At 61.7% G+C, this 25,064-nt stretch carries 25 protein-coding genes and 2 pseudogenes; 19 read left to right on the top strand and 8 right to left on the bottom strand.

The genetic code is table 11. The features are described from left to right. Positions 1 to 6 precede the first annotated feature (6 nt). The 5 genes from B7X65_RS11775 to B7X65_RS11755 all read right to left on the bottom strand — a co-directional run bounded on the left by B7X65_RS11775 (position 7) and on the right by B7X65_RS11755 (position 4,839). A complete protein-coding gene (locus tag B7X65_RS11775) occupies positions 7 to 714 on the bottom strand; it encodes an ABC transporter ATP-binding protein (protein ID WP_293594493.1) in 708 nt (235 codons plus the stop codon). Continuing rightward, a complete protein-coding gene (locus B7X65_RS11770) occupies positions 711 to 1,493 on the bottom strand; it encodes an ATP-binding cassette domain-containing protein (protein WP_293594643.1) in 783 nt (260 codons plus the stop codon). The genes B7X65_RS11775 and B7X65_RS11770 overlap by 4 nt, the downstream gene beginning before the upstream one ends. Then, complete coding sequence (locus B7X65_RS11765) at positions 1,493 to 2,641, bottom strand: branched-chain amino acid ABC transporter permease (RefSeq protein ID WP_293594492.1); 1,149 nt, start codon at positions 2,639 to 2,641, stop codon at positions 1,493 to 1,495. The genes B7X65_RS11770 and B7X65_RS11765 overlap by 1 nt, the downstream gene beginning before the upstream one ends. Positions 2,642 to 2,663: 22 nt before the next feature. After that, positions 2,664 to 3,593 carry a branched-chain amino acid ABC transporter permease gene (locus tag B7X65_RS11760; RefSeq protein ID WP_293594491.1) on the bottom strand — a complete coding sequence of 310 codons (930 nt, stop codon included), beginning with the start codon at positions 3,591 to 3,593 and terminating at the stop codon, positions 2,664 to 2,666. Positions 3,594 to 3,663: 70 nt separating this feature from the next. After that, the gene (locus B7X65_RS11755; protein ID WP_293594490.1) at positions 3,664 to 4,839 is read right to left on the bottom strand and encodes a branched-chain amino acid ABC transporter substrate-binding protein; all 1,176 of its coding nucleotides are present in this window, start codon (positions 4,837 to 4,839) and stop codon (positions 3,664 to 3,666) included. 473 nt (positions 4,840 to 5,312) lie between these two features. Between B7X65_RS11755 and mutS the strand changes: the two genes are divergently transcribed. From mutS to B7X65_RS11740, 3 genes are read left to right on the top strand one after another with little or no spacing between them, the layout of a single operon-like run. Further along, positions 5,313 to 7,892, top strand: coding sequence for a DNA mismatch repair protein MutS (mutS, locus tag B7X65_RS11750; protein ID WP_293594489.1), 2,580 nt, complete (start codon positions 5,313 to 5,315; stop codon positions 7,890 to 7,892). 28 nt (positions 7,893 to 7,920) lie between these two features. After that, on the top strand, positions 7,921 to 8,748 hold the full coding sequence (locus B7X65_RS11745; RefSeq protein WP_293594488.1) for a proteasome-type protease: 828 nt from the start codon (positions 7,921 to 7,923) through the stop codon (positions 8,746 to 8,748). A 1-nt stretch (position 8,749) separates the two neighbouring features. Then, on the top strand, positions 8,750 to 9,580 hold the full coding sequence (locus B7X65_RS11740; RefSeq protein WP_293594487.1) for an alpha/beta hydrolase: 831 nt from the start codon (positions 8,750 to 8,752) through the stop codon (positions 9,578 to 9,580). Between the two features lie 35 nt (positions 9,581 to 9,615). Here B7X65_RS11740 and B7X65_RS11735 read toward each other — a convergent pair whose 3' ends face one another. Further along, positions 9,616 to 10,449, bottom strand: a complete 834-nt coding sequence (locus B7X65_RS11735; protein WP_293594486.1) for an undecaprenyl-diphosphate phosphatase — start codon at positions 10,447 to 10,449, stop codon at positions 9,616 to 9,618. Between the two features lie 204 nt (positions 10,450 to 10,653). On the opposite strand from B7X65_RS11735, the pseudogene B7X65_RS11730 reads away from it, so the two are divergent. From B7X65_RS11730 to B7X65_RS11680, 12 genes and pseudogenes are all read left to right on the top strand, one after another. After that, positions 10,654 to 11,061 (top strand): annotated as a pseudogene (locus B7X65_RS11730) (DUF2306 domain-containing protein); the annotation flags it as partial. Beyond that, complete coding sequence (locus B7X65_RS23900; protein ID WP_324487477.1) at positions 11,038 to 11,619, top strand: DUF6622 family protein; 582 nt, start codon at positions 11,038 to 11,040, stop codon at positions 11,617 to 11,619. The pseudogene B7X65_RS11730 and the gene B7X65_RS23900, both read left to right, overlap by 24 nt. A 15-nt stretch (positions 11,620 to 11,634) precedes the next feature. After that, the gene (locus tag B7X65_RS11725) at positions 11,635 to 11,937 is read left to right on the top strand and encodes a 2TM domain-containing protein (RefSeq protein WP_293594485.1); all 303 of its coding nucleotides are present in this window, start codon (positions 11,635 to 11,637) and stop codon (positions 11,935 to 11,937) included. A 31-nt stretch (positions 11,938 to 11,968) separates the two neighbouring features. Next, entirely contained in the window at positions 11,969 to 12,091 is a 123-nt protein-coding gene (locus tag B7X65_RS11720) for a hypothetical protein (protein WP_293594484.1), read from the top strand. Beyond that, complete coding sequence (locus tag B7X65_RS11715) at positions 12,088 to 13,053, top strand: alpha/beta fold hydrolase (RefSeq protein WP_293594483.1); 966 nt, start codon at positions 12,088 to 12,090, stop codon at positions 13,051 to 13,053. The genes B7X65_RS11720 and B7X65_RS11715 overlap by 4 nt, the downstream gene beginning before the upstream one ends. A gap of 42 nt (positions 13,054 to 13,095) precedes the next feature. After that, positions 13,096 to 13,401, top strand: a complete 306-nt coding sequence (locus B7X65_RS11710; RefSeq protein ID WP_293594482.1) for a 2TM domain-containing protein — start codon at positions 13,096 to 13,098, stop codon at positions 13,399 to 13,401. After that, on the top strand, positions 13,398 to 14,441 hold the full coding sequence (locus B7X65_RS11705) for a histidine kinase (RefSeq protein ID WP_293594481.1): 1,044 nt from the start codon (positions 13,398 to 13,400) through the stop codon (positions 14,439 to 14,441). The genes B7X65_RS11710 and B7X65_RS11705 overlap by 4 nt, the downstream gene beginning before the upstream one ends. Then, positions 14,438 to 15,265 (top strand): LytTR family DNA-binding domain-containing protein, encoded by an 828-nt coding sequence (locus tag B7X65_RS11700; protein ID WP_293594480.1) that lies wholly within the window; start codon positions 14,438 to 14,440, stop codon positions 15,263 to 15,265. The genes B7X65_RS11705 and B7X65_RS11700 overlap by 4 nt, the downstream gene beginning before the upstream one ends. 35 nt (positions 15,266 to 15,300) lie before the next feature. After that, the gene (locus B7X65_RS11695) at positions 15,301 to 15,948 is read left to right on the top strand and encodes a DUF924 family protein (protein ID WP_293594479.1); all 648 of its coding nucleotides are present in this window, start codon (positions 15,301 to 15,303) and stop codon (positions 15,946 to 15,948) included. Positions 15,949 to 16,178: 230 nt separating this feature from the next. Then, positions 16,179 to 16,724: a DUF3455 domain-containing protein gene (locus B7X65_RS11690; RefSeq protein ID WP_293594478.1), complete on the top strand. Its 546-nt coding sequence runs from the start codon at positions 16,179 to 16,181 to the stop codon at positions 16,722 to 16,724. Between the two features lie 399 nt (positions 16,725 to 17,123). Continuing rightward, positions 17,124 to 17,612 carry a hypothetical protein gene (locus B7X65_RS11685; protein ID WP_293594477.1) on the top strand — a complete coding sequence of 163 codons (489 nt, stop codon included), beginning with the start codon at positions 17,124 to 17,126 and terminating at the stop codon, positions 17,610 to 17,612. Positions 17,613 to 17,730: 118 nt separating this feature from the next. Beyond that, positions 17,731 to 18,324 (top strand): DUF3455 domain-containing protein, encoded by a 594-nt coding sequence (locus B7X65_RS11680; protein WP_293594476.1) that lies wholly within the window; start codon positions 17,731 to 17,733, stop codon positions 18,322 to 18,324. A gap of 90 nt (positions 18,325 to 18,414) precedes the next feature. Here B7X65_RS11680 and B7X65_RS11675 read toward each other — a convergent pair whose 3' ends face one another. Then, on the bottom strand, positions 18,415 to 18,849 hold the full coding sequence (locus B7X65_RS11675; RefSeq protein WP_293594475.1) for a hypothetical protein: 435 nt from the start codon (positions 18,847 to 18,849) through the stop codon (positions 18,415 to 18,417). A 149-nt stretch (positions 18,850 to 18,998) separates the two neighbouring features. Between B7X65_RS11675 and B7X65_RS11670 the strand changes: the two genes are divergently transcribed. From B7X65_RS11670 to B7X65_RS11660, 3 genes are read left to right on the top strand one after another with little or no spacing between them, the layout of a single operon-like run. Further along, complete coding sequence (locus B7X65_RS11670) at positions 18,999 to 21,095, top strand: glutamine--tRNA ligase (RefSeq protein WP_293594474.1); 2,097 nt, start codon at positions 18,999 to 19,001, stop codon at positions 21,093 to 21,095. Positions 21,096 to 21,145: 50 nt separating this feature from the next. Then, on the top strand, positions 21,146 to 22,201 hold the full coding sequence (locus tag B7X65_RS11665) for a DGQHR domain-containing protein (RefSeq protein WP_293594473.1): 1,056 nt from the start codon (positions 21,146 to 21,148) through the stop codon (positions 22,199 to 22,201). Further along, complete coding sequence (locus B7X65_RS11660; RefSeq protein WP_293594472.1) at positions 22,191 to 23,024, top strand: hypothetical protein; 834 nt, start codon at positions 22,191 to 22,193, stop codon at positions 23,022 to 23,024. Before B7X65_RS11665 ends, B7X65_RS11660 begins: the two co-directional genes overlap by 11 nt. A gap of 177 nt (positions 23,025 to 23,201) precedes the next feature. Here B7X65_RS11660 and B7X65_RS11655 read toward each other — a convergent pair. Beyond that, positions 23,202 to 23,464 (bottom strand): annotated as a pseudogene (locus B7X65_RS11655) (SOS response-associated peptidase family protein); the annotation flags it as partial. Positions 23,465 to 23,702: 238 nt separating this feature from the next. Here B7X65_RS11655 and B7X65_RS11650 point away from each other — a divergent pair. Next, positions 23,703 to 25,064, top strand: a 1,362-nt coding sequence (locus B7X65_RS11650; RefSeq protein ID WP_293594471.1) for a methyl-accepting chemotaxis protein, incomplete at its 3' end; no start/stop codon positions are given.

The following is a 25,064-nucleotide window of genomic DNA, read 5'->3' as shown; positions in this document are numbered from 1 at the left end:
ACCTGCTCAGCCGAAATAGGCAGAACGCACTTCGTCATTCTCGGACAGCGCCTGCGCCGTACCCGAGGCAACGACCTTGCCCTGCGAAAGAACATATCCATGGTGCGCGATCGCCAGCGTTTGACGGGCGTTCTGCTCCACCAGAAGAACCGTCACCCCGAGATCATTGATCTGCTGGATCACCTTGAAGTTTTCTTTCACATACAAAGGCGACAAACCCAGCGATGGTTCATCAATCAGCAGCAACTTGGGTTCGGCCATCAGGCCGCGACCAATCGACACCATGGCCTGCTCGCCGCCCGACATGGTGCCGGCAAGCTGCACCGACCGTTCCTTCAGACGCGGGAATATCTCGTAGACCCGCGCCAGCCGCTCCCGAATCCGGGCAGGGGAGGATTCCAGAAAAGCGCCGAGTGCCAGGTTCTCCCCGACGGTCATGCGCGGAAAGACCTTGCGGCCTTCGGGAATGCAGGCAATGCCGCTGGCAATGATTTTGTGCGTTTTTTCACCCGCCAGGTTGCGCCCATCCCACCAGATTTCTCCCTGACGGGGAGGCGTGAGGCCGAGAATCGAACGGATCAGCGTGCTCTTTCCTGCCCCGTTTGACCCCAGGATGCAGGTGATCTTGCCCGGCTCCACCTCGATCGACACATCATGCAGGACATTGACCTTGTCATAGCCGGTGGTGAGATTCTTGACACTGAGCTTGCTCATGCAGCTTCTCCGAGGTAAGCGGTCTGCACATGCGGATCGGCCGTGATCTCGGCATAACGTCCTTCGGCGATTTTCTTGCCGTAGTTCAGGACGACGCAGCGGTCAGTGATTCTTTCGATTACGTTCATTTCATGCTCGATCAGGACGACAGACAGCCTGTCAAGCTTTCCACGTACCTGCAAAATATCCTGCATCAACTCGTCTGTTTCATCATGCGTCATGCCTGCGGAGGGCTCGTCCAGAAGCAACAGGCGCGGCCCGCTCAGCAGCGCGCGACAAACCTCGATGCGGCGGCGGTCGATCATCGTGAAGCTATCGACCGGCTCGAACAGCCGCCCGACCAGAGGAGGGCTGAAGATCTCCAGCAAGGCCGTCACTTTCTCGACGTAAGCTTCGTACTCGGCCCGAAACGCCTTGCGCCGCAACAGATTGAAGATCAGGCCATGCTGCATGTGCTGATAGTCGCCAATGACAATATTGTCGAAAACCGTGAGGGACAGTGAAAGGCGGGAACGCTGGAACGTACGGGCGACGCCGCTGCGATACACCTCCTGCGGCGTCTTGCCAATGATGTTTTCACCGTCAAGGAAAATGCTGCCGCTGCTGGCTTTGTACAGCCCGGTCAACACATTGAAGAAGGTGGTCTTGCCGGAGCCGTTCGGACCCAGCAGGCCGAGTATTTCTCCCTCCTGCACAGTCATGGACAGCTCATCGAGCGCCGTCAGGCCGCCAAAACGCATGGTCAGCTTGTCAACCGAGATCAGGGACTGGCCGGCCATCATGAATCCTTCCTGGCGAAAAATATCCGTGTCTTGCGCGGCAGCAGCCCCTGCGGCCGGAACAGCAGAATCACAATCACCAGCGCTGCATACAACAGGAAGCGGTACTCCTGAATGAATTGAAGTTTTTCAGGAAGAATCAACACAATCACCGCGGCCGGGATCAGGCCGGCAATATTGCCCAGGCCACCCAGAATGACAATCGAGAGCATCAGCAGCGAATCACCAAAAGTGAAGTTGTTGGGCGCGACAAATGCAATGACCATCCCGTAAAGAGCGCCGGCGATACCCGCGAAAAAGTTGCCCATGGTGAAGGCGATGATCTTCCAGCGAACGATGTGCAGGCCGAAAGTTGATGCCGCCGTTTCATCGGTTCGCAACACGTCCATGCTCAGGCCGACCCAGGAGCGCTCCAGTGCATTGACCAGGGCATAGACGCCCGAGAACATGGAAAGACTGAGTAATGCGTAAGTCACATAAAACGAGATCTCCAGGCCGAACAGGCTGAAACCCTCGTTCAACGACAAGCCGAGCAATTTCATGCCGGGCACCTGCAGGCCTTGTGGCCCACCCAGCACATCGTTGACCTCGATGAAGGTCTTGAACAGGATGCCGAATGCGATGGTGACCAGCGCCGCATAGTGACCACGTGTTCGCAACACCGGCAAGATCAGCAGCGAACCGATAAGGGCGGCACTCAAGCCAGAGATCAAGATGACGAGGACGTGGGGAATGGCGGTGTGGGAAGCAAGTACGGCCGTGGCGTAACTGCCAATGCCGAAAAATGCGGCACCTGCAAAGTTGGCCACGCCCGCGTAGCCGAACTGCACCGTCAAACCGAGACAGGCCGTGGCGTACAGCAACACGCCGCACAGCATCAGCAACACGAAGTGTGAGCTGTGGAAAGCCGCAATCAGGGCCAGGCCACAGCCAACTGCCAACCATCGGGACAAGCCCGGGCGCCGCGCGGCCGACTCCTCGACCAGCAACGTCACGCCGAATCGGCGACTCAACATCACTGCCAGGATCGCGGCAACCAGCAAAATGGCAATGCCGATTTGGCTCTCTGCATGCAGGAACAACCATGCATAGACGGTCAGGACCAGCGCCGCGATGCTGAGCATCACGGCAGATTTCGCGGGGGTCATGGATTCTTGTGTTTTCATGGTACTAAACGCGTTCGCTCGACTTTTCGGCGATCAGACCAGTCGGCTTCCAGGCCATAAAAATGATGACGACGGCGAAGGCAAAAACATCCTTGTAAGAGCTTGGAATATCGGGAATCAGTGCGGGCAACATGGCGCTGCCAATCACCTGCAAGGCAGCAAAAAGAAATCCGCCAATGATGGCGCCATAGATATTGCCCAGCCCCCCCAGAATGGCCGCGGCAAACCCGATGACCCCCAGCAGCAAGCCGACATTGAAGTTGACTTCGTTGTAGTACAGGCCATTCATCACGCCGGCGAGCGCAGCCAGGCCAGACCCCAGTGCAAAGGTGATCAGCACCACCGCCTCGAAGTTGATGCCCATCAAGCGAGCGGTCTCCCCGTCTTGCGCCACGGCACGAATCGCCATGCCGAGTTTGGTGCGCGTGATGAGGAGGTGTACCCCTGCAATGGCGAGCAGGCCGCTGGCCAGCAAAATGAGGTTGTCAATTCGCAATGAAAGCCCGCCCAGCTCAACCATGGAGGTAGGCAGCAATGCAGGAAACGGTTTTGGGTTGGATCCGTCAGGATAGAACAGACGAACCGCCTCGCGCATCACGGTGCCGAGCATCAGCGTCGCCAGCAGCGTGTTGAGCGGTGGCGCATGACGCAGCGGCAGGATCAGGAACTTGGCGATGCCGGCTCCCAGCAAACCAGTCACGGCGACCGCAAAAACAATCACCGCGAGCAGCTGTAGTGCCGGAGAAGCCACGCCGATTTTCATCATCACGATGAACGCGGTGAGCCCGGCGAAGGCCCCCACCATCAAGGTCTCCCCGTGCGAGAACTTGACAACGTCCAGAACCCCGAAAAACAGGGTAAAGCCAACAGCGACCATGGCGTAAATAACGCCCAGCATCAGGCCGTTGAAGATGTATTGACTAACTTCACTCATCAGGTTTCCTGAAACGATTGAAGATTACCCTCCCGCGCCGCCGATGGCGTGCAGGAGGGTATCCAGGGAATTACAGACCGGCCAGCTTGCGCTTGCCTTTGCCGTAGCTGCTGTCTTCCCAAACCACCCATGCACCGTTTTCCACCACGTACTTGGTGATGAGCGGAACGATGTTCTGGCGATGATCGTCAAAGGTCACCTTGCCAATGATGGTGTCCACATCCTTGGTACTGTTCAGGGTGTCACGCACTTTTTTGCGATCCGGACCGACTTTCTCCACCGCATCCATGATCAGATTGGCGGCGGCAAACGCAAAGGGACCATAAGCCTCTGCCGATTCACTGTATTTTTGCTGCGCGTATTTGCTGGTGAAGAACAACCCGCCCGGCAGCTTCTCCCATGGCGCCCCTTCGATAAACGAAAGCGTGCCTTCAGCCAGTTCCTTGCCTGCACCTTGAATATAGGCGTCAGACTTGATCCCGGAGGTGCCCTGGAGTTGAGCCTTGATGCCCAGCTTTTCCATCTGGGTCCGAATCCGTACGCCGAGCGGTGTCAGTCCGCCGAAGTAAATGACGTCCGGATTCAACTCACGAATCTTGGTCAGTTCGGTGGTGAAGTCCTGTTGGTCAGCCGTCACACCGAAAGTGCCCAGGACCGTACCACCACCTTTTTTCAGGAACTCGCTGAAGTATTTGTTGTGCCCTTTGCCGTAGTCCGTTGTGTCATGAATAATGGCCCATTTTTTGTACCCCAGTCCGGCCATGAACTTGTAGGCAATCTCGTTCTGATTGATCATCGTGCCGTTGACACGGTGAACCTCCTTGAAGTTGTTGCCGTAGGTGACCTCTGGCAAAACCGCACCCCACACCACAGCGGGCATGCCAAAACGGTTGTACACGCCAGCCGTGGCCATGGCGACTGCGGAGCAATAGTGCGTGACGCCCGCCACGATAGTTTTGTCTGCGGCTACCTTGGTCGCCACCTGCACACCCACGTTGGGTTTGCACTCGTCGTCCTGCGCCACCAATTCATAGGTGTATTTGGACTTCGGGTCCTGATTGCGCAGGCGTACCGCCAATTCTGCAGAATTGCGCCCCCCCAGACCCATATTGGAGACCCCACCGGTCAACGGACCGACAAAGGCGATTTTCACCACCTCTTTAGCCATGACTGGACTGGCCAGAAGAGCCAGACTCATGGATGTCAGCAGCGCCGTTCCTGCCAATATTGTGTTTCGCCTACGCATGGTCGTTTCCTTTCGGGTGGAGGGATGGTTCAAATCAAGTAACAGGATTCTGATTGAGAGCACTTTGAATACAGTTCAAGTCACTTGAATTTGCATGAGCATGGTTTATGCCAGATATAGTTCTCACTCAACACCAGAGGAAACCCGAACCCGTCCAACACCACGCTCCTCAGGAGGCAAGGCCTCCATGAATCATTCGACGGGATCCGCCGTGTTACAGACCTCGAGTCGATCAACAAATCCGAAAAAGGCGAATCGCCAGCTCGACGCACCGTCACGGTGCACAAGGAATACCCCGCTTTGGTGCAGTTCATTCATCAAGGCCACTGAACTGGGGACGCCAGGCCACCAGCTCGTTCCATCGTGGACGCTGTGCTTTCCGGGCTCGAGGGGCCCACGCCAATCTTGCCGCCATCGGCACCGCTGCCCTTTTCGGCAGAGACGACTCATCGGGTGTTGATAGACTTGAGCCAATGACCGACGCCGTTAAGACCCATACTCCAATGATGACCCAGTACCTGGGCCTGAAGGCGGACTACCCAGACACCCTGCTGCTGTACCGCATGGGTGACTTTTACGAATTGTTTTATGCCGACGCCGAAAAAGCCGCGCGCTTGCTCGACATCACGCTGACCCGGCGCGGCCAGTCGGCCGGTGAACCAGTCGTCATGGCCGGCGTGCCCTTCCACTCGCTGGAGGGTTACCTCGCCAAACTGATCAAGCTGGGCGAGTCGGTGGCGATCTGCGAGCAGGTCGGCGACGTGGCCACCGCCAAGGGCCCGGTCGAGCGCAAGGTGGTGCGGGTGGTCACGCCCGGCACCCTGACCGACACCGAGCTGCTCGCCGACAAGACCGAATCCATCCTGCTGGCGGTGCACCAGGGCAGCCGCAACACCTGCGGCCTGGCCTGGCTCAGCGTCACGCAGGGTGAAATCCACCTGGCGCACTGCGCCAGCGACGAGCTTGAGGCCTGGATCGCCCGCATCGCGCCCAGCGAACTGCTCTACAACGTCGATGTCACGCCCGCCTTCGAGCAGCGCCTGAAAATCCAGCGCTGTGCCGTCAGCGCCCGCCCGGCCTGGCAGTTCGACAGCGCGCTGGGCGCGCGCCGGCTGCTGGCGCAGCTGCAGGTGGCCTCGCTGGCCTCGTGGAACGCCGAGGCCCTGCCCGAGGCCCACGCAGCGGCGTCGGCGCTGCTCGGTTATGCCGAACACACCCAGGGCCGCGCGCTGTCCCATGTGCACAGCCTGCAGGTGGTGCGTTCGGGCGAGCTGATCGAACTGCCCCAGACCACCCGGCGCAACCTGGAGCTGACCCAGACCCTGCGCGGCGAGGACTCGCCCACGCTGTTTTCACTGCTCGACACCTGCACCACCGGCATGGGCAGCCGCGCGCTCAAAAGCTGGCTGCTGAGCCCGCGGCGCGACCGCAGCCAGGCGGCCGCGCGGCTCGAAGCCATCACCGCCCTGCGCGCCGGCCTGCAGCAGACACTGCGCGCCCGCCTCAAGGGCAGCAGCGACGTTGAACGCATCACCGCGCGCATCGCGCTGCGCCAGGTGCGCCCGCGCGAGCTCATTGCCCTGCGCGATACGCTACAAAAAACAGAGCTGCTGGCGCCCGGCCAGCAGGGGCTATCGGCACTTTTGACCACTATTTTCGCGGACCTGCAGGCGCCGCCTGTCTGCGCCGCCCTGCTGCAGCGTTATGTGCTCGACGAACCCGCCGCGCTGATTCGCGACGGCGGCGTGATCAACCACGGCTGCGACGCCGACCTCGACGAGCTGCGCGCGATCCAGACCAACTGCGACGACTTCCTGCTCGACCTCGAAGGCCGCGAGAAGGCCCGCACCGGCATCGCCAACCTGCGTGTGCAGTTCAACAAGGTGCACGGCTTTTACATCGAGGTCACCCAGGGCCAGCTCGACAAGGTGCCCGACGACTACCGCCGCCGCCAGACGCTGAAAAACGCCGAGCGTTACATCACACCCGAACTCAAGGCCTTCGAGGACAAGGCCCTGTCGGCGCAGGAGCGTGCGCTGGCCCGCGAAAAATGGCTGTACGAGCAGTTGCTCGATGAACTGCAGGCGTTTGTGCCGGTGCTGAGCCGCCTGGCGCGCGCGCTGGCCAGCCTGGACGCCCTGTGCGCGCTGGCCGAACGTTCACTCACGCTGAACTGGACCGCCCCGGTGTTCGTGAAAGAGCCCTGCATAGACATCAGCCAGGGACGGCATCCGGTGGTCGAGGCGCGGCTGGCGGAAACCAGCGGCGGCTCCTTCATCGCCAACGACTGCAGCCTGAGCGGCAAGAGCCGCATGCAGATCATCACCGGCCCCAACATGGGCGGCAAGTCCACCTACATGCGCCAGGTGGCCATCATCGTGCTGCTGGCCAGCGTGGGCTCCTTCGTGCCGGCCAGCGCCTGCCGCCTGGGGCCGATCGACGCCATCCACACCCGCATCGGCGCGGCCGACGACGTGGCCAACGCGCAGTCCACCTTCATGCTGGAGATGACCGAGGCGGCGCAGATCCTGCACGCCGCCACGCCGCACTCGCTGGTGCTGATGGACGAGATCGGCCGCGGCACATCCACCTTCGACGGCCTGGCGCTGGCCGGCGGCATTGCCGCCCACCTGCACAACAAGACCCAGGCCTTCACGCTGTTTGCAACCCATTATTTCGAACTGACCGAATTCCCGGCGCGCCACCATGCGGCGGTCAATGTGCACGTCAGCGCGGTCGAGTCCGGTGCCAGCATCGTTTTTCTGCATCACATCGAGCCCGGTCCGGCCAGCAAGAGTTACGGTATCGCGGTGGCCAAACTCGCCGGTGTGCCGGCGGCCGTGGTCAACCACGCGCGCCATGCGCTCGATGCGCTGGAAACCCAGCAAACCGCCAGCCGCGCCCAGGTCGACCTGTTTGCCGCGCCGCCCGAGCAGCCCGCCGCCGAACCCAGTGCCGTGGAAAAAGCCCTGCACGGCATCGACCCTGATGCGCTGAGCCCGCGCGAGGCGCTGGACGCGCTGTACCAACTGAAAAAAATAGCGGCTGCCTGAGCCGTCCCACCCCCAACGATTGCCCCCCATGACCTACTGCGTCGCCATCAAACTCAACGCCGGCCTGGTGTTTCTTTCCGACTCCCGCACCAACGCCGGGTTGGACCAGATCAGCACCTTCCGCAAGATGATCATTTACGAAAAGCCGGAAGACCGTTTCATGGTGCTGCTGTCGGCCGGCAACCTGTCGATCTCGCAGTCAGTGCGCGAGATCCTGCAGATCGAGCAGCTCAAGGACCCGGAAGGCGGCCCGCCCATCACCATCTGGAACGCCAAAAGCATGTTCGACGCGGCGCGTGTGCTGGGTGCGGCCATCCGCCGCGTGCACGAGCGCGATGCCGACGACCTCAAACATGCCGGTGTCGAGTTCAATGTCTCGCTGATCTTCGGCGGCCAGATCCGCGGTGAAGGCATGCGCCTGTTCCAGCTCTATTCGGCCGGCAACTTCATCGAAGCCACGCCGGAGACGCCCTACTTCCAGGTCGGCGAATCCAAATACGGCAAACCGGTGCTCGACCGCGTGATCACCCCCGAAACACCGCTGGACGAAGCCGCCAAATGCGCGCTGGTCTCGATGGACTCCACCCTCAAGTCCAACCTGTCCGTCGGTCTGCCGCTGGACATGGTGGTTTATGAAGTCAACTCGCTGCAAAGCGACAAGGTGGTCTGCATCGACCACGAGAACCCCTACTTCCGCATGCTGCACGACAACTGGGGCAAAAAGCTGCGCGAAGTTTTCGACAGCATCGAGGACCCGATGTGGACCGGCGGCGAAACCCAGGTGCCGCTGTTGACGCCGCTGACACGCAACCAGCCGCTGAAAAAAATCACCTCGCCCGAAGAAAAGCTGATCTGACGTGCCCGCCTCCACCAAACCCCTCATCATTTTCTCCCACGGCAACAGCTTTCCCGCAAGCACCTACGGCGTGTTGTTCCAGGGGCTGCGCGCGCGCGGCTTCCAGGTCAAGGCGATTGAAAAATTCGGCCACGACCCGCGTTACCCGGTCACCAGCAACTGGCCCAACCTGGTGCAGCAGCTCGCCGACTTCACCAGCGAGCAGGTCGAAAAAACCGGCCAGGCGGCCTTTCTGGTCGGCCACTCGCTGGGCGGCTTCCTGAGCCTGATGTGCGCCGCGCGCAATCCCGTGCTCGGCGGCCTGCCGGTGCGTGGTGTGCTGCTGATCGACTCGCCCATCCTGGGCGGCTGGCGTGCCGCCGCGCTGAGCGTGGCCAAACGTGCGCAGCTGGTTGGCTCGATTTCACCCGGCGCCATCAGCCGCAAGCGCCGGCACGAGTGGCTGGGCCAGGCCGAGGTGCTGGCCCATTTCCGCACCAAAAAAGCCTTTGCACGCTGGGATGAACAGGTGCTGCTGGACTACATCGAACACGGCACACACGATGCCGGCGGCCAGCGCCTGCTGAGTTTTGACCGCGATGTGGAAACCGCCATCTACAACACCCTGCCCGACAACCTCGAGGGCCTGCTCAAGCGCCATCCGCTCAAGTGCCCGGTGGCCTTCATCGGCGGGCGCCAGTCGGCCGAGATGAAACAGGTGGGCATGGCCATGACCGAAAAGGTCACCAAAGGCCGCATCATGATGCTCGACGGGAGCCACCTGTTCCCGATGGAAAAACCCGTGGCCACGGCGGCGGCCATCGAAGCGGCCCTGCGCAACCTGATGGATTGAGCGGCGCGGCGTGAACGCTCAGCCGCGCACGCCCTTCATGCCGCCCAGGTGACCCAGCCCATCTGCGCCGTCACCAGCACCACCACACCGAAGACGATGCGGTACCAGGCAAAGGGCACAAAACTGTGGGTGGCGATGTAACGCAGCAGCCAGCGAATGCACAGCCAGGCGCTGACAAAAGCAAACAGCAGCCCCACGCCAAACAGCGGCAGGTCCGCCGCTGACAGCAGGGCGCGGTCCTTGTACAGGCTGTAGGCACCGGCGCCGATCAGCGTCGGAATCGCCAGGTAAAACGAAAAATCCGTCGCCGCCTTGCGTGACAGGCCCAGCAGCATGCCGCCGATGATGGTGGCGCCGCTGCGGCTGGTGCCGGGCACCATGGCCAGGCACTGCACCAGGCCCACCTTGAGCGCATCCATCATGGTCATGGCTTCGACCTCGTGGATGCGTGCCGTGGCCGGATTCATTTTTTGCCGCCGCTCGGCCCACAAAATGACGAAGCCGCCAATGATGAAGGTGCTCGCCACCACCACCGGCGTGAACAGGTGGGCCTTGATGGCCTTGCCAAACAGCAGGCCCAGCAACACCGCCGGCACAAAAGCGATCAGGACATTGAGTGCAAACTGCTGCGCCTGCCTGTCCGTGGGCAGCGCCACCAGGGTGTCGCGCAGTTTTTGCCAGTACACCAGGATGACGGCAAAAATGGCGCCGGTCTGGATCGCGATGTCAAACACCTTGGCCTTCTCGTCGTCAAAACCCAGCAGGGCGCCGGCAAGAATCAGGTGGCCGGTAGAAGAAATGGGCAAAAACTCGGTCAGCCCCTCGACGATGCCCATGACGGCAGCCTTGATCAGCAATGTGATGTCCACGCGCTCTCCAAAAATATGGGCTGATTATCGCTGCCGGCCCGCTGCCCCCGGGGGCGCGGCAGGCGCCGGGCCGGCGCTTTTCGCGTTCGCTGGCTGCAACTCGCACCGCTTCTCCTGCATTTCGTCGCAAGGCCCTCGCGCCACTGCGGCCGTCCCGGCAAAGTCCGTTCCATCTTGTTTTGACCTTGTTGACCGGAGAACACCATGGACATGTCACCCACCATCGCCATCCACCTGAGCGCCGTTCTCGGCGCCACCGCGATCGGGCCCGTCGCCCTGTGGGCGCGCCGGGCCCGCGCCCCGCGCCCACGGCTGCACCGCGCGGCCGGCTACGCCTGGGTCACCTTGATGCTGGTGGCTGCCACCTCGGCCATCTTCATCCGCGATTTCCGGCTGCCCAACATCAACGGCTACACCCCCATCCACATCCTGATTCCGGTGACGTACGGCATGCTCGCGCTGGCCTTCTGGTTCCTGGCCAGGGGCAACATCACCGGCCACCGCAAGACCATGAAGCGCCTGTACATCGGGGCCTGCGGCGTGGCCGGTGCTTTCACCCTGCTGCCCGGCCGCTACCTCGGCAACCTGGTGTTCGGCCAGTGGCTGGGGCTGATTTCACCCCAGTACCAACCACCTCAGGGAACACCACTGATCGGGCAGATCCTGACGAACACGCCGCTGTGGGTCTGGGGCCTGCTGGCCGCCCTGCTGGTGCTCGGCTGGAGCCAGACCCGCCGCCGCACCGTGGGCCTGGCCCGCGTCACCCTGCTGCCCCTGGGGCTGGGCGCCCTCTCGCTGTATGGCGTCTTCTCGGCCTTCGGCGCCTCGCCCGCCGTGCTGGGCAGCTGGCTGGCCGCCGCGATCCTGCTGCTGCTCGTCGTTACGCAAATGCCGCTGCCGGCCGACGCGGCCTACGACCCCGCCAGGCGCCAGTTCCAGCTGCCGGGCAGCTGGGTCCCAATGGCGCTGATCATGGGCATCTTCCTGACCAAGTACATGGTGGGTGTGGGTCTGGTGATCAACCCGACCCTGACGACCAACACCGGGCTCACCCTGGCCATCGCCGCGCTGTACGGCATTTTCAGCGGCATCTTTGCCGGCCGCACGGCCCGCCTGCTGCGGCTGGCGCGCCAACCCGCCGCTCCCGCCATGACCACCGTCCACGCCTGAACGAAGGAACTCACCATGAACCCGCACACCCCACATACCCCGCAAGACAAAAACATCGAACGCCTGGCCCGCAAGCGCGCCAGCGCCAAAATGGGCTGGTACATCCACGCCAGCGTTTTTATCGCCGTCAACCTCGTGCTGTTTGCCCTGTCGGCGCTGAGCGGCCGCCACTGGGCGGTGTTCCCGGCCTTTGGCTGGGGCATCGGCCTGGCCGTGCATGGCGCCGTGGTGTTCCTGCTCACCGGCGGCGCCGGCCTGCACGAACGCCTGGTACAGCGGGAACGTGAACGCCTGTCGCTTCAGCGCGATCCCTGGTGAACCGGCAGCACGCAATGACAGTCAGCACACCATGAAAAAATACCAGCCAACCTGCGCGCTTTGGCGGGGCGACCCGCCGGGCTTCGACCGCAGCCAGCTGCCCGAGGTCGATCAGAAGATCACCGCCTTTTTCCGCCACCACCTGCTGCCATGACCCGATCCATCACTTTCGCCGCCTTCGCCGCCGTGGTCCTGCTGTTCACGGCACTCGCCGCCGCGGTTGCCTTCGGCGGGCCGGCACCCATCGCGCCGCTGGCCAGCATCAACGAACCCTTTGCGAAGGTGGACTTCAGCGCCGTGCCGCCGGCACGGTCTTATGTGGCCCGCGACGGCACGTCCCTGGCCTGGCTCGACTACCCTGCCGCCCCTGGGAGCCTGGAAAAATGCCGCATCGTGCTGGTGCATGGCTCGTCGGCGCGCGGACGCTCCATGCACCCGCTGGCCCAGGCGCTGGCTGCGGCCGGCTTCAATGTGGCCGCACTCGACATGCGCGGCCACGGCGACTCGGGCCCGCGCGGTCAGGCCGCCTACGTGGGCCAGCTCGAGGACGACGTGGAAGACTTCATGCGTGCCGTGCCGCATGCAGGCCCCAGCACCCTGCTGGGTTTTTCCTCCGGCGGCGGCTTTGTGCTGCGTTTTGCCGGCAGCGCGCGGCAGGCCCTGTTTGACCGCTACGTGCTGCTCTCGCCCTACCTGCGCCACGACGCCCCCACCGCCCGGCCGGGCAACGGCGGCTGGGTGTCGGTGGGCCTGCCCCGCCTGGTCGCGCTGCATGTTCTCAATCGCGCCGACCTGACCGCCTGGAATGAGCTGCCGGTGCTGAACTTCGGCCTGAACGACGCGGCCCGGCCCCTGCTCACGCCCTCGTACTCCTTCACCCTCGCCACCAGTTTCGGCCCGCATGACGACTACCTGGCCGACATCCGCGGCATCCGCACTGCGCTGCGCATCGTGGTGGGCAACGACGACGAGCTCTTTCGCGCCGAACAGTTCGCCGGGGTGTTTGCCGCGGCCGGCCAGCGTGTGCCGGTCACCCTCGTGCCCGGCGTCAACCACATGGGCCTGACGCTGGACCCGCGCGCCTGGCCGGCCATCATCGAGGCCTGCCGCACCTGAAGCCTGCCCTGCCCTAGAATGTTTTTTTCACGCCTTCCCATGATGCATACCCCGCCCCTGCCCGAAGACATCGAACGCCTGGCCCACAAGCGCGCGGGCGCCAAGCTGGGCTGGTATGTCCACGCTGCCCTCTACCTGCTGATCAACGCGGTGATCTTCGCCATGTCGACCTACGGCCTGGGCAGCCGGCCCTGGTCATGGTTCCCGGTGCTGGGCTGGGGCCTGGGGCTGGCACTGCATGGCGTGTCGGTGTTCGTGCTGGGCAATGGCAGCGGCCTGCGCGAGCAGATGGTGCAGAAGGAGCGTGAACGCCTTCAGCGCCAGCACGGCGACGGCCCGCAGCGATGAACATCGACTGGACCTCCAAGCTGCGGCACCTGCTGCAGGTAACGGCCTTCGCGCTGGTGATCGCCACCATCCAGTACGCCTTCATGCCGGAGCGGCCCTGGGGCCCGCCGCTGGTGTATTCGCTGCTGATTGCGGGCATCACCTGGGCCGGCATCGACATCGGCCGCCACCTGTTCCCTTCCAGCCGGGAGACCGGGTGGCCCAAGGGCTGGACCGGCCTGGTGCTTGTGACAGCCAGCATCGTGCTGGGCTACCTGCTGGGCACGACCATCGCCGACCGGCTGTGTGACTATTACGGCTGGTACGCGCCCGGCGCCGGCCACCAGGACCCAACCCAGTTGCGCAACTCCATCCTGATCACCGCGCTGGCCGGCATTGCCGGCAGCTTTTACTTCTACTCCATCAGCAAAAGCGCCTACCTCATCCGCAAGATGGACGAGGCGCGCCAGCACGCCAGCGAGGCCCGCCTCAAGCTGCTGGAAACGCAGCTCGAGCCGCACATGCTGTTCAACACCCTGGCCAACCTGCGCGCGCTGATTGCCACCGACCCGCCGCGCGCCCAGGTCATGCTCGACCACATGATTGACTACCTGCGCGCCACACTCGGCGCCTCGCTGTCACCCACCCACACGCTGCAGGCCGAGTTCGACCGCCTGCGCGACTACCTCGAGCTCATGGCCATCCGCATGGGGCCACGCCTGTCCTACACGCTGGAGCTGCCCGCCGAACTGGCGCAGCATCCCGTGCCCACGCTGCTGCTGCAGCCGCTGGTGGAAAACAGCATCAAGCACGGGCTGGAGCCCAAGGTCGAAGGCGGTCGCATCACCGTCCGCGCCCGGCGCGAGGGCGCGGCGCTGGTGCTGGAGGTGCTGGACACCGGCGTCGGCCTGTCGGGTGCCGACAAAGACCACGCGGGTTTCGGCATGGCCCAGGTGCGCGAGCGGCTGGCCAGCACCTACGGCGCCGAAATTGCTATCGAATTGGTAGCTGCTGACGCAGGCGGTACAAGGGCCAGCGTCCGATTTCCCTTCAAACCATGAACAACCACCCCGACCACCCGGCCACGGCCCTGATCGCCGAAGACGAACCGCTGCTGGCCCAGGCCCTGCAGGCCGAACTGGCACGCGCCTGGCCCGCGCTGCGCGTGCTGGCCACGGTGGGTGACGGCGCCTCGGCCGTGGCGCAGTCGCTGCAGCTGCTGCCGGAGGTGCTGTTTTTCGACATCCGCATGCCCGGCCTGGGCGGCCTGGAGGCCGCGGCCGAACTGGCCGACGACTGGCCGCAGGACACGCCGTTTCCCGCGCTGGTGTTTGTCACCGCCTACGACCAGTACGCGGTGCAGGCCTTTGAAGCGCAGGCGGTGGACTACCTGCTCAAGCCCGTGCAAGCCGGGCGCCTGCAGAAAACAGTATCAAAAGTGCAACAAGCCCTTTCCACACGGGCGCAAGCAGCTATGAATTCAGGAGCACCCCTGGACACGACCCTGGACCAGTTGCGCCAGCTGCTGGCCGCCACCCGGGCGCCCGGGCCCGAGAGCGGCCCGCTGAAGGTGCTGCAAATCAGCGTGGGCACGACCATCCGCATGGTGCCGGTGGGCGAGGTGGTTTATTTTGAAGCGGCCGACAAATACGTGCGGGTGCTCACCGCCGATCACGAGTACCTGATACGCACACCGCTGAAAGACCTGTTGCCGCAGCTGGACACGCAAAACTTCTGGCAGATCCACCGCGGCACCGTGGTGCAGGCCGGCGCGATCGAAGCAGTCAGCCGCGACGAGACCGGCAAACTCTCCTTGAGCCTGCGCGGCAGGACGGAAAAACTATCAGTCAGCCGCATGTACAGTCAGCAGTTCAGGGCGATGTAAACACCCCGTCCCTGCCCGCCCCGTACCTGCCGCCCATGCCCTCTTCAACGTCCTCCACGTCTTCCTCGCCGCTTCCGATTTCCACCTCGCCCGAGCTGGTCCTCGATTTCTGGTTCGGCGATGGCCTCAAGCTGGGCTGGCCCAGCCAGGACATGGGCAAGCGCTGGTTCAATGGCGGGCCCGAACTCGACGAGGAAATCCGCCAGACCTTTGGCAAGCTGGTCGAACAGGCGCTGGCCGGCGGTCTCGCCGGCTGGGAGGCGCAGCCGCTGAGCCGGCTGGCGCTGGTGATCCTGCTCGACCAGTTTCCGCGCCATATCTTTCGCGGCAAGGGCCAGGCCTTTGCCGGGGACGAGCAGGCCCAGCGGCTGGTCAGCGATGCGCTCGCGGAAGGCATCGACGAGGCCCTGCCCTGGATAGGCCGTGTCTTTCTGTACATGCCGCTCACCCATGCCGAAAACCTGGCCCTGCAGGAAGAAGGCGTGCGCCGCTTCAGCGCCCTGTTGGCGGCCGTGCCCGAGGCGCACCGCGCCAGCGCCCAGGGCTCGCTGGACTTTGCTGTCAAGCACCGCGACATCGTTGCCCGCTACGGCCGTTTTCCCCACCGCAATACCGCGCTGGGGCGCACCAGCAGCGCGCTGGAATTCGAGTTCCTGAAAATCGGCCCGCGCTTCGGGCAATAGGGCACCGCGCCCGCCAGCACCACCCGTCCGCCTCTCGCCCCGCACAGCCCGGCGGGTGTTTTTTCACGCCCGACCTGCCCGCGCTGAATCCACACCCGCGCCGGCCACGTATTCCCGGCAGACGCCATCGAACGGCCGGCTTCATTCATTGCGGCCGTCCGGTGCGTTGACCCCGCGACATCCACAACCAGCAACTGGCGCCCGCCAGCTCACTACCAGGAGTGCCCCTCATGATGATCCGTACCGCCATCGCCACCGCCGCCGTCTCCCTTGTTGCCGCCTGCGGCAGCATGAACACTATGATGCCGACCTACTCGCAGGCCAGCCTGCCCGCCGCCGTGCAGGTGCCCGCCGGCAACCGGGTAGCCCTCGAAACCGTGGGCATGGGCGACATCAGCTACCAGTGCAGCGCCAGGAAAGACATGGTCGGCCAGTTCGAATGGGTGTTTGTCGGTCCCGACGCCAAACTGATGGACCGCGGCGGCAAACAGGTCGGCAAGTACTACGGCCCGCCCGCCACCTGGGAGGCCATGGACGGCTCCAAACTGACTGCCACGCAGCTCGCCGTCGCGCCCAACATGGCCGGCAACATCCCGCTGCAGCTCGTCAAGGGCAACCCCGCCACGGGCAGCGGTGCCATGCAGGGCGTCACCTACATCCAGCGCGTGGCCACCGTGGGCGGCGTGGCACCGGCCACACCTTGCACCGCCGGCAACCTGGGCACCAGGCAGATCGTCAAGTACCAGGCCGACTACATCTTCTACAAGGCCATGTAAGCCCCGCACTTGCCGTTTTTTTGGGAAGTTAGCCGAAATGGTGAGCGACCGGTTTCCGCGTCTGGCGGGGGCCGGCTTTGACAGCCTGCAGGCCATCGCGTGAGTGGTGGTCTGCAGGCTTTTTTGGTGCATGCGGCAAATCGCGTTTTTGGCCCGCAGGGCCTGGGCGCAGCGTCCTACAGACGCTTACACCTGTTGCAGCTGAAACTGGTCCTCAGCCCCACCCAATAATGAACCAGACCTCCCATGAGACGCCTCCCCACCAGCCCGCCGGGAAAGCTGCAATGCATGGGAGACCGTGGTTCCACGCCGCGCTGTGCGCCGTCTCACGCAAGGGGCGGCTTCCTACAGCACCCGGCCCGAATCTGCGGTCTGATGATCAGCAAGGAGTAACCTGAAATGAGAAACACGCACCATCTGTTTCGCGCGATCAGCCTGGCCATCGGCCTGACCTTGCTGGTGGTCACCGGCACGGCGGCCATGATCGCGGTTTTTTCAGGACCGGTCTCCTCTCCCCGCGGCTTTGGCGCCTATGACCAGCCGGTGGTGCTCGCTCCCCTGCCTGATGCCGCGCAAGCCCTTCCACTGACGGGCGACGACCACCTGCTGTACCAGCGCGTGGCTCGCGCCGACGGAACCCAGGCGTGGGAACTGACGCCGGCCCCCCAAACCACCCTGGCCCAGGAAAACCGCGGCAGCACCGCCGTGGCCATGCGCCCCACCCTCGCCCTGGATGCGCCTGGCTTCAGCCGTGTGAGTTACAGCCTGCAAGCCAAACCGGGCGGCTTCAGCAAGACCCTGAAAAGCTGCAACAACGCCGTGCCCGGCCAGGGCTCCAAACTCAAAACCCTGGCCGCGTATGACATTTCCTGCAGCACCCTGGGCTGAAAAGCACCCTGCGCCGGTCCCGGACAGGACAGATTGCGCTGAAACGCGGGGGTTTTCCCGTACAGCACCCCCCATAAACATGGGGTGTACTAGAACAAGCTCACACTCCGGAATCTTCGTGAAAACACCCTCCCGCCGCAATTTCCCCGTTGGCCGCGTGTCGCGCAGCCTCAGCCTGTTTGTGCTTATTGGCAGTGCCGCCTTGCTGGGAGGCTGCGGCTACCGGCCGCTGCAGCACTACAACACCCAGCAAGACCTGCCCGAGGCCGTTCGGGTGCCCGAGGGGTATCAAGCCGTGCTGGAAGCCACCAGCAACGGCAGGCTGCTGTACGAATGCCAGGCCGTCAGACGCGCCCCGTATGAATACGAGTGGCTGATGAGAAACGCCAGCGTGGACCTGACCGACACCTACGGCGCCGCCATCATGCACAAGCCGGGGGCACGCGCGAGCTGGGTCCACAGGGATGGCTCCAGCGTCATGGCCCGCGAATTTTCCGAGGTGCCCAACGGCAGCAACAACCTGCCGCTACAGCGTTACAACGCCAAGTCTTCCGGCGTGCCCGGGGTGCTGCACAACATCACCTACGTCCAGCGACTGCACACGGTGGGCGGCTGGATATCGAGCACCCCCTGCACATCGGCGCAGCTGGGCATGCGCATGACCGTGCCTTACGAGGCCGACTACGTTTTCTGGCGCGCCAAGGGCTCCTGAAACGCCTCCTTCAGCGCGAGCCCACGGCGCCCACAAAAAAGCCCGCAGACCTGAGCCTGCGGGCTTTTTTTATGGTGGCAAGCGGCGGACTCAGCGGCCGTAATAGCCTGAAGGCTGGTTTTGCACGTAGTAGCCACCCTGGCGATAACCACCACGTCGGTCGTCGTCGCGGCCATGACGGCCATGCCGCTTGTGCCAGCCATGGGGGCGACCGTAATACACCGGGGCGGGCTGCACGTAGACCGGGCGCGGCTGGTAATACACCGGCGCCGGCTGCACATACACAGGACGGGGCTGCATATAGACAGGCGGGGGCTGCACGTAAACCGGCTGCGCATACACCGGGTAGGCATTGGTCACGCCGATCTGCGCGCCCGGAAGCACCACACCAACGGAAAACTGGACGTCGCTGCGGGCATGGGCACCGCCGGCAAACCCCATCGCCGCAATGGCCAGGGCGGCAGCGGCGCCGGCCATCAGCACCGGCTTGCGGGAAGGGGCGGCTTGAACGGTTGTCTTGAGCATTGCTTTCTCCTTGGTACTGGGCAGAAAAAGCCCATGTAGGTATTAAACGCAGCGGCCAGGTAACGGCCTACCGCACGCACAGTGAAGAGCGTAGCCAAAAGTAACGCCCCAACTGGGTTGTCCAGTGGCAACACCCTAGAATCGACCACATGAACGCCCCTGCAGACAAAGAAACCCACAAACCCAGCAATTTCCTGCGCCAGATCATCGAGCATGACCTGGCCGCCGGCACCTATTCCGGCCGCAAATGGGGCGGCAGCCCCGGCGACGCCACCCACCACGCCGACGGCCAGCCCGACACCGCACGCATCCGCACCCGCTTTCCGCCCGAGCCCAACGGCTACCTGCATGTGGGCCATGCCAAAAGCATCTGCCTGAACTTCGGCCTGGCACGCGACTACGGCGGCGTGTGCCACCTGCGTTTTGACGACACCAACCCCGAAAAAGAAGACACCGAATACGTCAACAGCATCATCGATGCCGTGAAATGGCTGGGTTTTGACTGGAATGCCCCGGTCAACGGCGTCGCGACCGCCCACCTGTTCCAGGCCAGCGACTACTTCGACTTCATGTACCGCGCCGCGGAATACCTGATCGAAACCGGCCACGCCTATGTGGACGAACAAAGCGCCGACGATATGCGCGCCAACCGCGGTGATTTCGTCAAGCCCGGGGTGGACAGCCCTTTCCGCAAACGCACACCGGCCGAGAATCTGGCGCGTTTTCGCGAGATGAAGGGCGGCAAACTCGCCGACGGCGCCGCCGTGTTGCGCGCCAAAATCGACATGGCCAGCCCCAACATCAACATGCGCGACCCGGCGATTTACCGAATTCGCCGCGCCACGCACCACAACACCGGCGACCAGTGGTGCATTTACCCGATGTACTCGTTTGCGCACCCGATCGAGGACGCGCTCGAGAACATCACCCACAGCATCTGCACGCTGGAGTTTGAAGACCAGCGCCCGTTTTACGACTGGACGCTGGAGCGCATCGTTCCCATCCTGCGCGCGCCGCAGTTTGCACAAGCGCGCGAGCTGGTTGAAAAAATCGAAGGCCAGGGCCTGGAAGCCGGCAAGGAATTTGCCCTGCACTGCCACAACCACGCCGACAAGCTGTTTGCCAGCGAGGCCGAGGCGCAGATGCGCGCCATGTTTGTGCGCTGGGAACACAACCCCGACGCCGTGCTGCACGACCTGCCCGCGTTTTTTGCGCTGCTCAAAAAAGAACTCGCGCAGTTCACGCCGCTGCTCGAACACGCGCTCGACGGCGAACGCCCCAACCTCTTCCTGCTGCCGCACCAGCACGAGTTTGCGCGGCTCAACCTGACCTATGTGCTGACCAGCAAACGCAAGCTCGCCCAACTCGTCAACGAAAACCGCGTGACCGGCTGGGACGACCCGCGCATGCCCACCATCGTCGGCCTGCGCCGGCGCGGCTACACACCCGAAGCGATTCAATTGTTTGCCGAACGCATAGGCGTGACCAAAAGCGACAGCTGGATTGACTACAGCACGCTGGAAGGCTGCCTGCGCGACACGCTGGACCCGAGCGCCCCGCGCGCCATGGCCGTGCTCGACCCCGTCAAGCTGGTGCTGACCAACTGGGACGAGGTCATGGGCGCCGGTAAATTGGACGACTGCAGCGCCCCCGTGCACCCGCACCACCCCGACATGGGTACGCGCGAGTTCAGGATCGGCAAGGAAGTGTGGATTGAACGCACCGACTACGAAGAAACGCCACCCAAAGGTTTCTTCCGCCTGTTCCCCGCCCACACCAACGCCAGCGGCCAGGCCATCGCGGCCAGCAAGGTGCGCCTGAAATACGGCCACGTCATCGAATGTGTGGGTGCGACCAAAGACGCGGCGGGCAACATCACCGAAGTGCAAGCCAAACTGATCCCCGACACCAAAAGCGGCACCCCCGGCTCCGACAGCGTCAAGGTCAAGGGCGTGATCACCTGGGTCGGCGTCAACGACGCCGTGCAGGCCGAAGTACGGCTGTACGACCGCCTGTTTACCCAGGCCCACCCCGAGGCGGACGGCAAGGACTTTCTGGAAAACCTGAACCCGGACAGCCTGAGCGTGGTGACGGCTTATGTGGAGCCTTCACTGGCGAATGTTGAAGCCGGCCAGCGTTTTCAGTTTGAGCGGCACGGGTACTTTGTCACTGACTTGAAGGATCACGCTGCGGGTAAAGCCGTATTTAATCGGGTGGCGGGTATGAAAGACTCTTGGGGTAAATAAAATGCGCAATGCACGCAAACAGCGACGCAGTTAAAAACATAGGACTAAAAATGGCCGTGAAGACGCGACAGTACCCATGCCTCATTTCAAAATTTCAAGGAATTGTGGTCTACACATTTGCCATGAAGGTCAAAGATGCGGTCTTCATGCACTACGTCGCAGCCCGAGGGGTTCAGGAGGAAGAGGGTGCGGTACAAAGGTTACTGGTAACTCGGCGTGTCAACGCAATTCGCGATTTCGTGCTTAAAAACAATGGCTTTTTCAACACCTTTATTCTTAATTGGACCAATAGCACGGACAAGCCAAAAATTCAAAAGGCTCAACGCCAAATCGAATTGCCGCTTATTGCCCGATCTGCCCAAGTTATAGACGGTCAGCACAGGCTTGCTGGACTGGAGCGCGCAATGATGCAGGACCCCACGGTTGGTGAGAGAGAAATCTTGGTTTCGTTAGCGCTTGGCCTGACAACCGCTGAAGCCGCCTCCATATTTTTAAACATCAACACCGAACAAAAGCCTGTTCCGAAAAGTCTGATTTATGACCTATTTGGAGAAGTAGACACAGATCCGAATCACTTAATTAATCGAGCAAGTGATCTGGCAACGGAGCTTCATGAGAACCCCGAATCTCCGTACTACCAATTAATTAAATTTCCCGGCCTATCAAAAGGCGCCGCGGCAATCGATCTATCGACTATTGTGTCCGCGCTCAAGCCACATTTAGGTCCGGACGGAGCATTTACCAAAGTCAACCTCAAAAGTCTTCAGTACCAAAAATCTACGTTACTCAATTTTTTTATCGCGATAAAGTCTTTTTACGACGACGAAGGTTTGTGGGAAAACAAGGGAAAGAATCCCTTCCTGCGAGCTTCGGCCTTTTCCGGCGCAATAGACTTCTTAACAGGAACGCTGTTGCCTGCGTGTGCAAGTTCGAAAAATTTCTCAACGGAAAAAATGCGTGAATCGATTCGACTTGACGTCACAGGTCTCTTGTTGATGGAAGATGTCAAACAGCTAGATGGAAAATCAGCCCGCAGAGTTGCAAAAGACCATTTGGAAAGTTACTTGAAAGATAAGACGCCTTCACAAGAGGAATATGAGTTCTGATCGCCTGCAATTCCAGACATGGGTTGAGAAGGAGCTGGGCTGTACAAATCTTACTCAGTGGACGAATTTCAAAACTCAACTGAACGCATTCACACTAGGGACCCCACAGTTAGCAGAAGCTCAAGCCGCAATAGCTGTTGATGCAATTAGTCTTTTCACGAAGGCCTTGGTGTCATTCTGCGGCGGCGTTCATGACATCGCCAATGGTCATATTAATTGGGGACTAGTTAAGCTTTACTACAGTCTTTTTTACAGTTCGAGAGCCAACTTATGCGCCAAACGTCAAGGTATGGTTCGTAATCAGAGCTGGTACCGGATTGATCTAACTAGTGCCAATAGAACCGCAATCCGACTCGCTGGTAACCGCTACAGAAATGATCACGACGCTACATTACATTTATATGAAGATCTATACCGTGGCGGGGACCCGTTGCTTAGCAACTCAGTCGATAACAAGACTCCATACGAATGGATGATGGAGACAAGAAATTTGGTGCACTACAGACTTGCGCTTTTTTCGGACCCCGATTTCCCAAGTCACATAAAGCCAACATTTAAGCTTTCCAACCTTTCTGAAATATCTACACAGCTTGATGTGTATCTCACGGATGCTACGAACGCATTTACATTCCAGCCTGAACACGCTTGGTTAGCAATTCCATTCAAGCAGATCATCCAGACAAGTCGTGAAATTAGAACCAGAAGAATCGCTCATTCTTTGCCTGCCTTACAGTTCTTAAATATTGAGTCTATATCTCGTTTTCTGTCGACAGAAGGACAGGCTGGGCTTGAACTGCAGTCAATTCTTTCAGCTCAAGAATAAAGTGACTGGCTAATTTCAACGACATGATGTCGTCCGCTATCAAACCGATGCTGGTTGAAATATGCAAGGCTAAAGCGCGCGATACGGGCGTGGCTGACAATGCCGAGTTTCAGGGACAGCACTTCTTCAAGACTGAACGAGCACCTGCAACCGGGTAATTCGGGCCCGAACCGCCAATCAGCGACTTTTTTCAACCGGGTTGGCCGTCAACCAATTCGCCGGATAAGCCCGCATGAACTCCCGGGCCTTCTCGGGCCGGGCGCTGAGCCAGGCATCAGACGCGCCCTCGTTCAATATCGCCACCATGCGTTTTTCGTTGCCGGGCTGCTGGCCTCGGCTCATCAGGGCGTGGCTGTTGGCGTTCACCGTGAGCAGGTGTAGCTGACGATCACGTCGCCCTCCGCCCCCGTCCAGCCTTCCCACAAATCAGCCCCTCCTAGGCTGGACCTCAAGTTTTTGGTGCGACTTGCCGTTATTCAATAAGAGGCTCCGACAAGGCCTCAGCAGGAGCTTCCAGCGCATCGGCTGGTTTTCGCGCCCAGCCGCGGGGGCCGGTGAATGCGAAGTGTTTGAAGTCCTGCGCATCCCGCCTGGATGGATTGAACCATTTAAACGGCATCGGCCACCGCCGAACCGCCACAGCTCTTTCTGTGAAATTAGAAAAAAGGGAAGTGCACCATGAAACTCCGAACCAAGATGATTTCCGTGATGGCGCTGGTTTGCGCCTGTTTCACTTTGGCCATTGGTGTGGCGCTGGTGGGCATGCAGAACGCGAAAAGCCAGTTCGAGAATTTTCTCCAGCAAGACCAGGCCTTGCTTCAAGCCGGGGGCAATCTGTACGCCCAGGGCTTGCAGATGGGGCAGGCCTTGCGCAATATCGTGCTCGACCCGGCGAATAAAAAGGCCCAGGCAAATCTGGACGCGGCCAGCGACGAATTCAAAACCTCTTACGAGGCGGCGATATCCCTTTCAAAAGGGGATGGCGGTACATTGAAAACTCTGCAGAAGGTTGGCGAACTGCGTGACAAGCAGGCGCTGCTCCAGAAGCAGATTGCCGAGCTCGCCCAGAGTGATACGAATGCTGCCAGGAGCCTGCTGAACACCGCAGAAACACCCGTCTGGCGGGACATGCGCGCGCGTCTGCAGGAGTTCATCAAGGCCAAAACCGAGGCCGCCAAAAGCACCGAAGCAGAACTGCGCCGGTTCACACAGCAGATGCTGCTCATCAGTGTGGTCATGGCGGGCGTGGCCATTCTGCTGGGTGTCGGCATCACCTTCTGGCTGATCCGCGATGTGATGAAACAACTCGGTGGTGAACCCGACTACGCGGTGGCGATTGCAAGCAGCATCGCTGCCGGCGACCTGACCATGGATGTGCAGACCCGCGCAGGTGACGAATCCAGCCTGTTGTTTGCCATGAAACAGATGTGCAACAGCCTGGCCCGGGTGGTCGGCGAAGTCCGCAGCGGCACCGACACCATCGCCACAGCATCCAGCCAGATCGCCGCCGGCAACCACGACCTGTCGTCCCGCACCGAAGAGCAGGCCAGCTCGCTCGAAGAAACCGCAGCGTCCATGGAAGAGCTGACGTCCACCGTCAAACAGAACGCCGACAACGCCCGCCAGGCCAACCAGCTGGCGGTGACCGCCTCCAGCGTGGCCGTCAAGGGCGGCAGCGTGGTCGCCGAAGTGGTGGGCACCATGGGCGCCATCAACGCCTCCTCCCGCAAGATCGTCGACATCATCGGCGTGATCGACGGCATCGCCTTCCAGACCAATATCCTGGCCCTCAATGCCGCCGTCGAAGCGGCCCGGGCCGGGGAACAGGGCAGAGGCTTTGCGGTGGTGGCTGCTGAAGTCAGAAACCTGGCCCAGAGAAGTGCGGCAGCGGCCAAAGAGATCAAGACTCTGATCGATGACTCGGTGAGCAAGGTCGAAGAAGGCAGCAGCCAGGTGGCCGAGGCCGGCAAGACCATGGACGAGATTGTCGACAGCGTCAAACGTGTGACCGACATCATGGCCGAGATCACGGCGGCCAGC

Source organism: Polaromonas sp. 39-63-25 (assembly GCF_002278925.1).
Taxonomy (GTDB): Bacteria; Pseudomonadota; Gammaproteobacteria; order Burkholderiales; family Burkholderiaceae_C; genus Polaromonas.
The sequence above is the reverse complement of the archived record's forward strand: the minus strand, read 5'-3'. Positions and strand labels throughout refer to the sequence as shown.

Excerpts from the sequence above, each read along its gene's own strand:
- B7X65_RS11775 (WP_293594493.1), bottom strand. The coding sequence starts at position 714 with ATGAGCAAGCTCAGTGTCAAGAATCTCACCACCGGCTATGACAAGGTC.
- B7X65_RS11690 (WP_293594478.1), top strand. The coding sequence starts at position 16,179 with ATGATGATCCGTACCGCCATCGCCACCGCCGCCGTCTCCCTTGTTGCC.
- B7X65_RS11685 (WP_293594477.1), top strand. The coding sequence starts at position 17,124 with ATGAGAAACACGCACCATCTGTTTCGCGCGATCAGCCTGGCCATCGGC.
- B7X65_RS11745 (WP_293594488.1), top strand. The coding sequence starts at position 7,921 with ATGACCTACTGCGTCGCCATCAAACTCAACGCCGGCCTGGTGTTTCTT.
- B7X65_RS11710 (WP_293594482.1), top strand. The coding sequence starts at position 13,096 with ATGCATACCCCGCCCCTGCCCGAAGACATCGAACGCCTGGCCCACAAG.
- mutS (WP_293594489.1), top strand. The coding sequence starts at position 5,313 with ATGACCGACGCCGTTAAGACCCATACTCCAATGATGACCCAGTACCTG.
- B7X65_RS11705 (WP_293594481.1), top strand. The coding sequence starts at position 13,398 with ATGAACATCGACTGGACCTCCAAGCTGCGGCACCTGCTGCAGGTAACG.
- B7X65_RS11770 (WP_293594643.1), bottom strand. The coding sequence starts at position 1,493 with ATGGCCGGCCAGTCCCTGATCTCGGTTGACAAGCTGACCATGCGTTTT.
- B7X65_RS11755 (WP_293594490.1), bottom strand. The coding sequence starts at position 4,839 with ATGCGTAGGCGAAACACAATATTGGCAGGAACGGCGCTGCTGACATCC.
- B7X65_RS11660 (WP_293594472.1), top strand. The coding sequence starts at position 22,191 with ATGAGTTCTGATCGCCTGCAATTCCAGACATGGGTTGAGAAGGAGCTG.
- B7X65_RS11675 (WP_293594475.1), bottom strand. The coding sequence starts at position 18,849 with ATGCTCAAGACAACCGTTCAAGCCGCCCCTTCCCGCAAGCCGGTGCTG.
- B7X65_RS11670 (WP_293594474.1), top strand. The coding sequence starts at position 18,999 with ATGAACGCCCCTGCAGACAAAGAAACCCACAAACCCAGCAATTTCCTG.
- B7X65_RS11725 (WP_293594485.1), top strand. The coding sequence starts at position 11,635 with ATGAACCCGCACACCCCACATACCCCGCAAGACAAAAACATCGAACGC.
- B7X65_RS11700 (WP_293594480.1), top strand. The coding sequence starts at position 14,438 with ATGAACAACCACCCCGACCACCCGGCCACGGCCCTGATCGCCGAAGAC.
- B7X65_RS11760 (WP_293594491.1), bottom strand. The coding sequence starts at position 3,593 with ATGAGTGAAGTTAGTCAATACATCTTCAACGGCCTGATGCTGGGCGTT.
- B7X65_RS11715 (WP_293594483.1), top strand. The coding sequence starts at position 12,088 with ATGACCCGATCCATCACTTTCGCCGCCTTCGCCGCCGTGGTCCTGCTG.
- B7X65_RS11665 (WP_293594473.1), top strand. The coding sequence starts at position 21,146 with ATGGCCGTGAAGACGCGACAGTACCCATGCCTCATTTCAAAATTTCAA.
- B7X65_RS11720 (WP_293594484.1), top strand. The coding sequence starts at position 11,969 with ATGAAAAAATACCAGCCAACCTGCGCGCTTTGGCGGGGCGACCCGCCG.
- B7X65_RS11765 (WP_293594492.1), bottom strand. The coding sequence starts at position 2,641 with ATGACCCCCGCGAAATCTGCCGTGATGCTCAGCATCGCGGCGCTGGTC.
- B7X65_RS11695 (WP_293594479.1), top strand. The coding sequence starts at position 15,301 with ATGCCCTCTTCAACGTCCTCCACGTCTTCCTCGCCGCTTCCGATTTCC.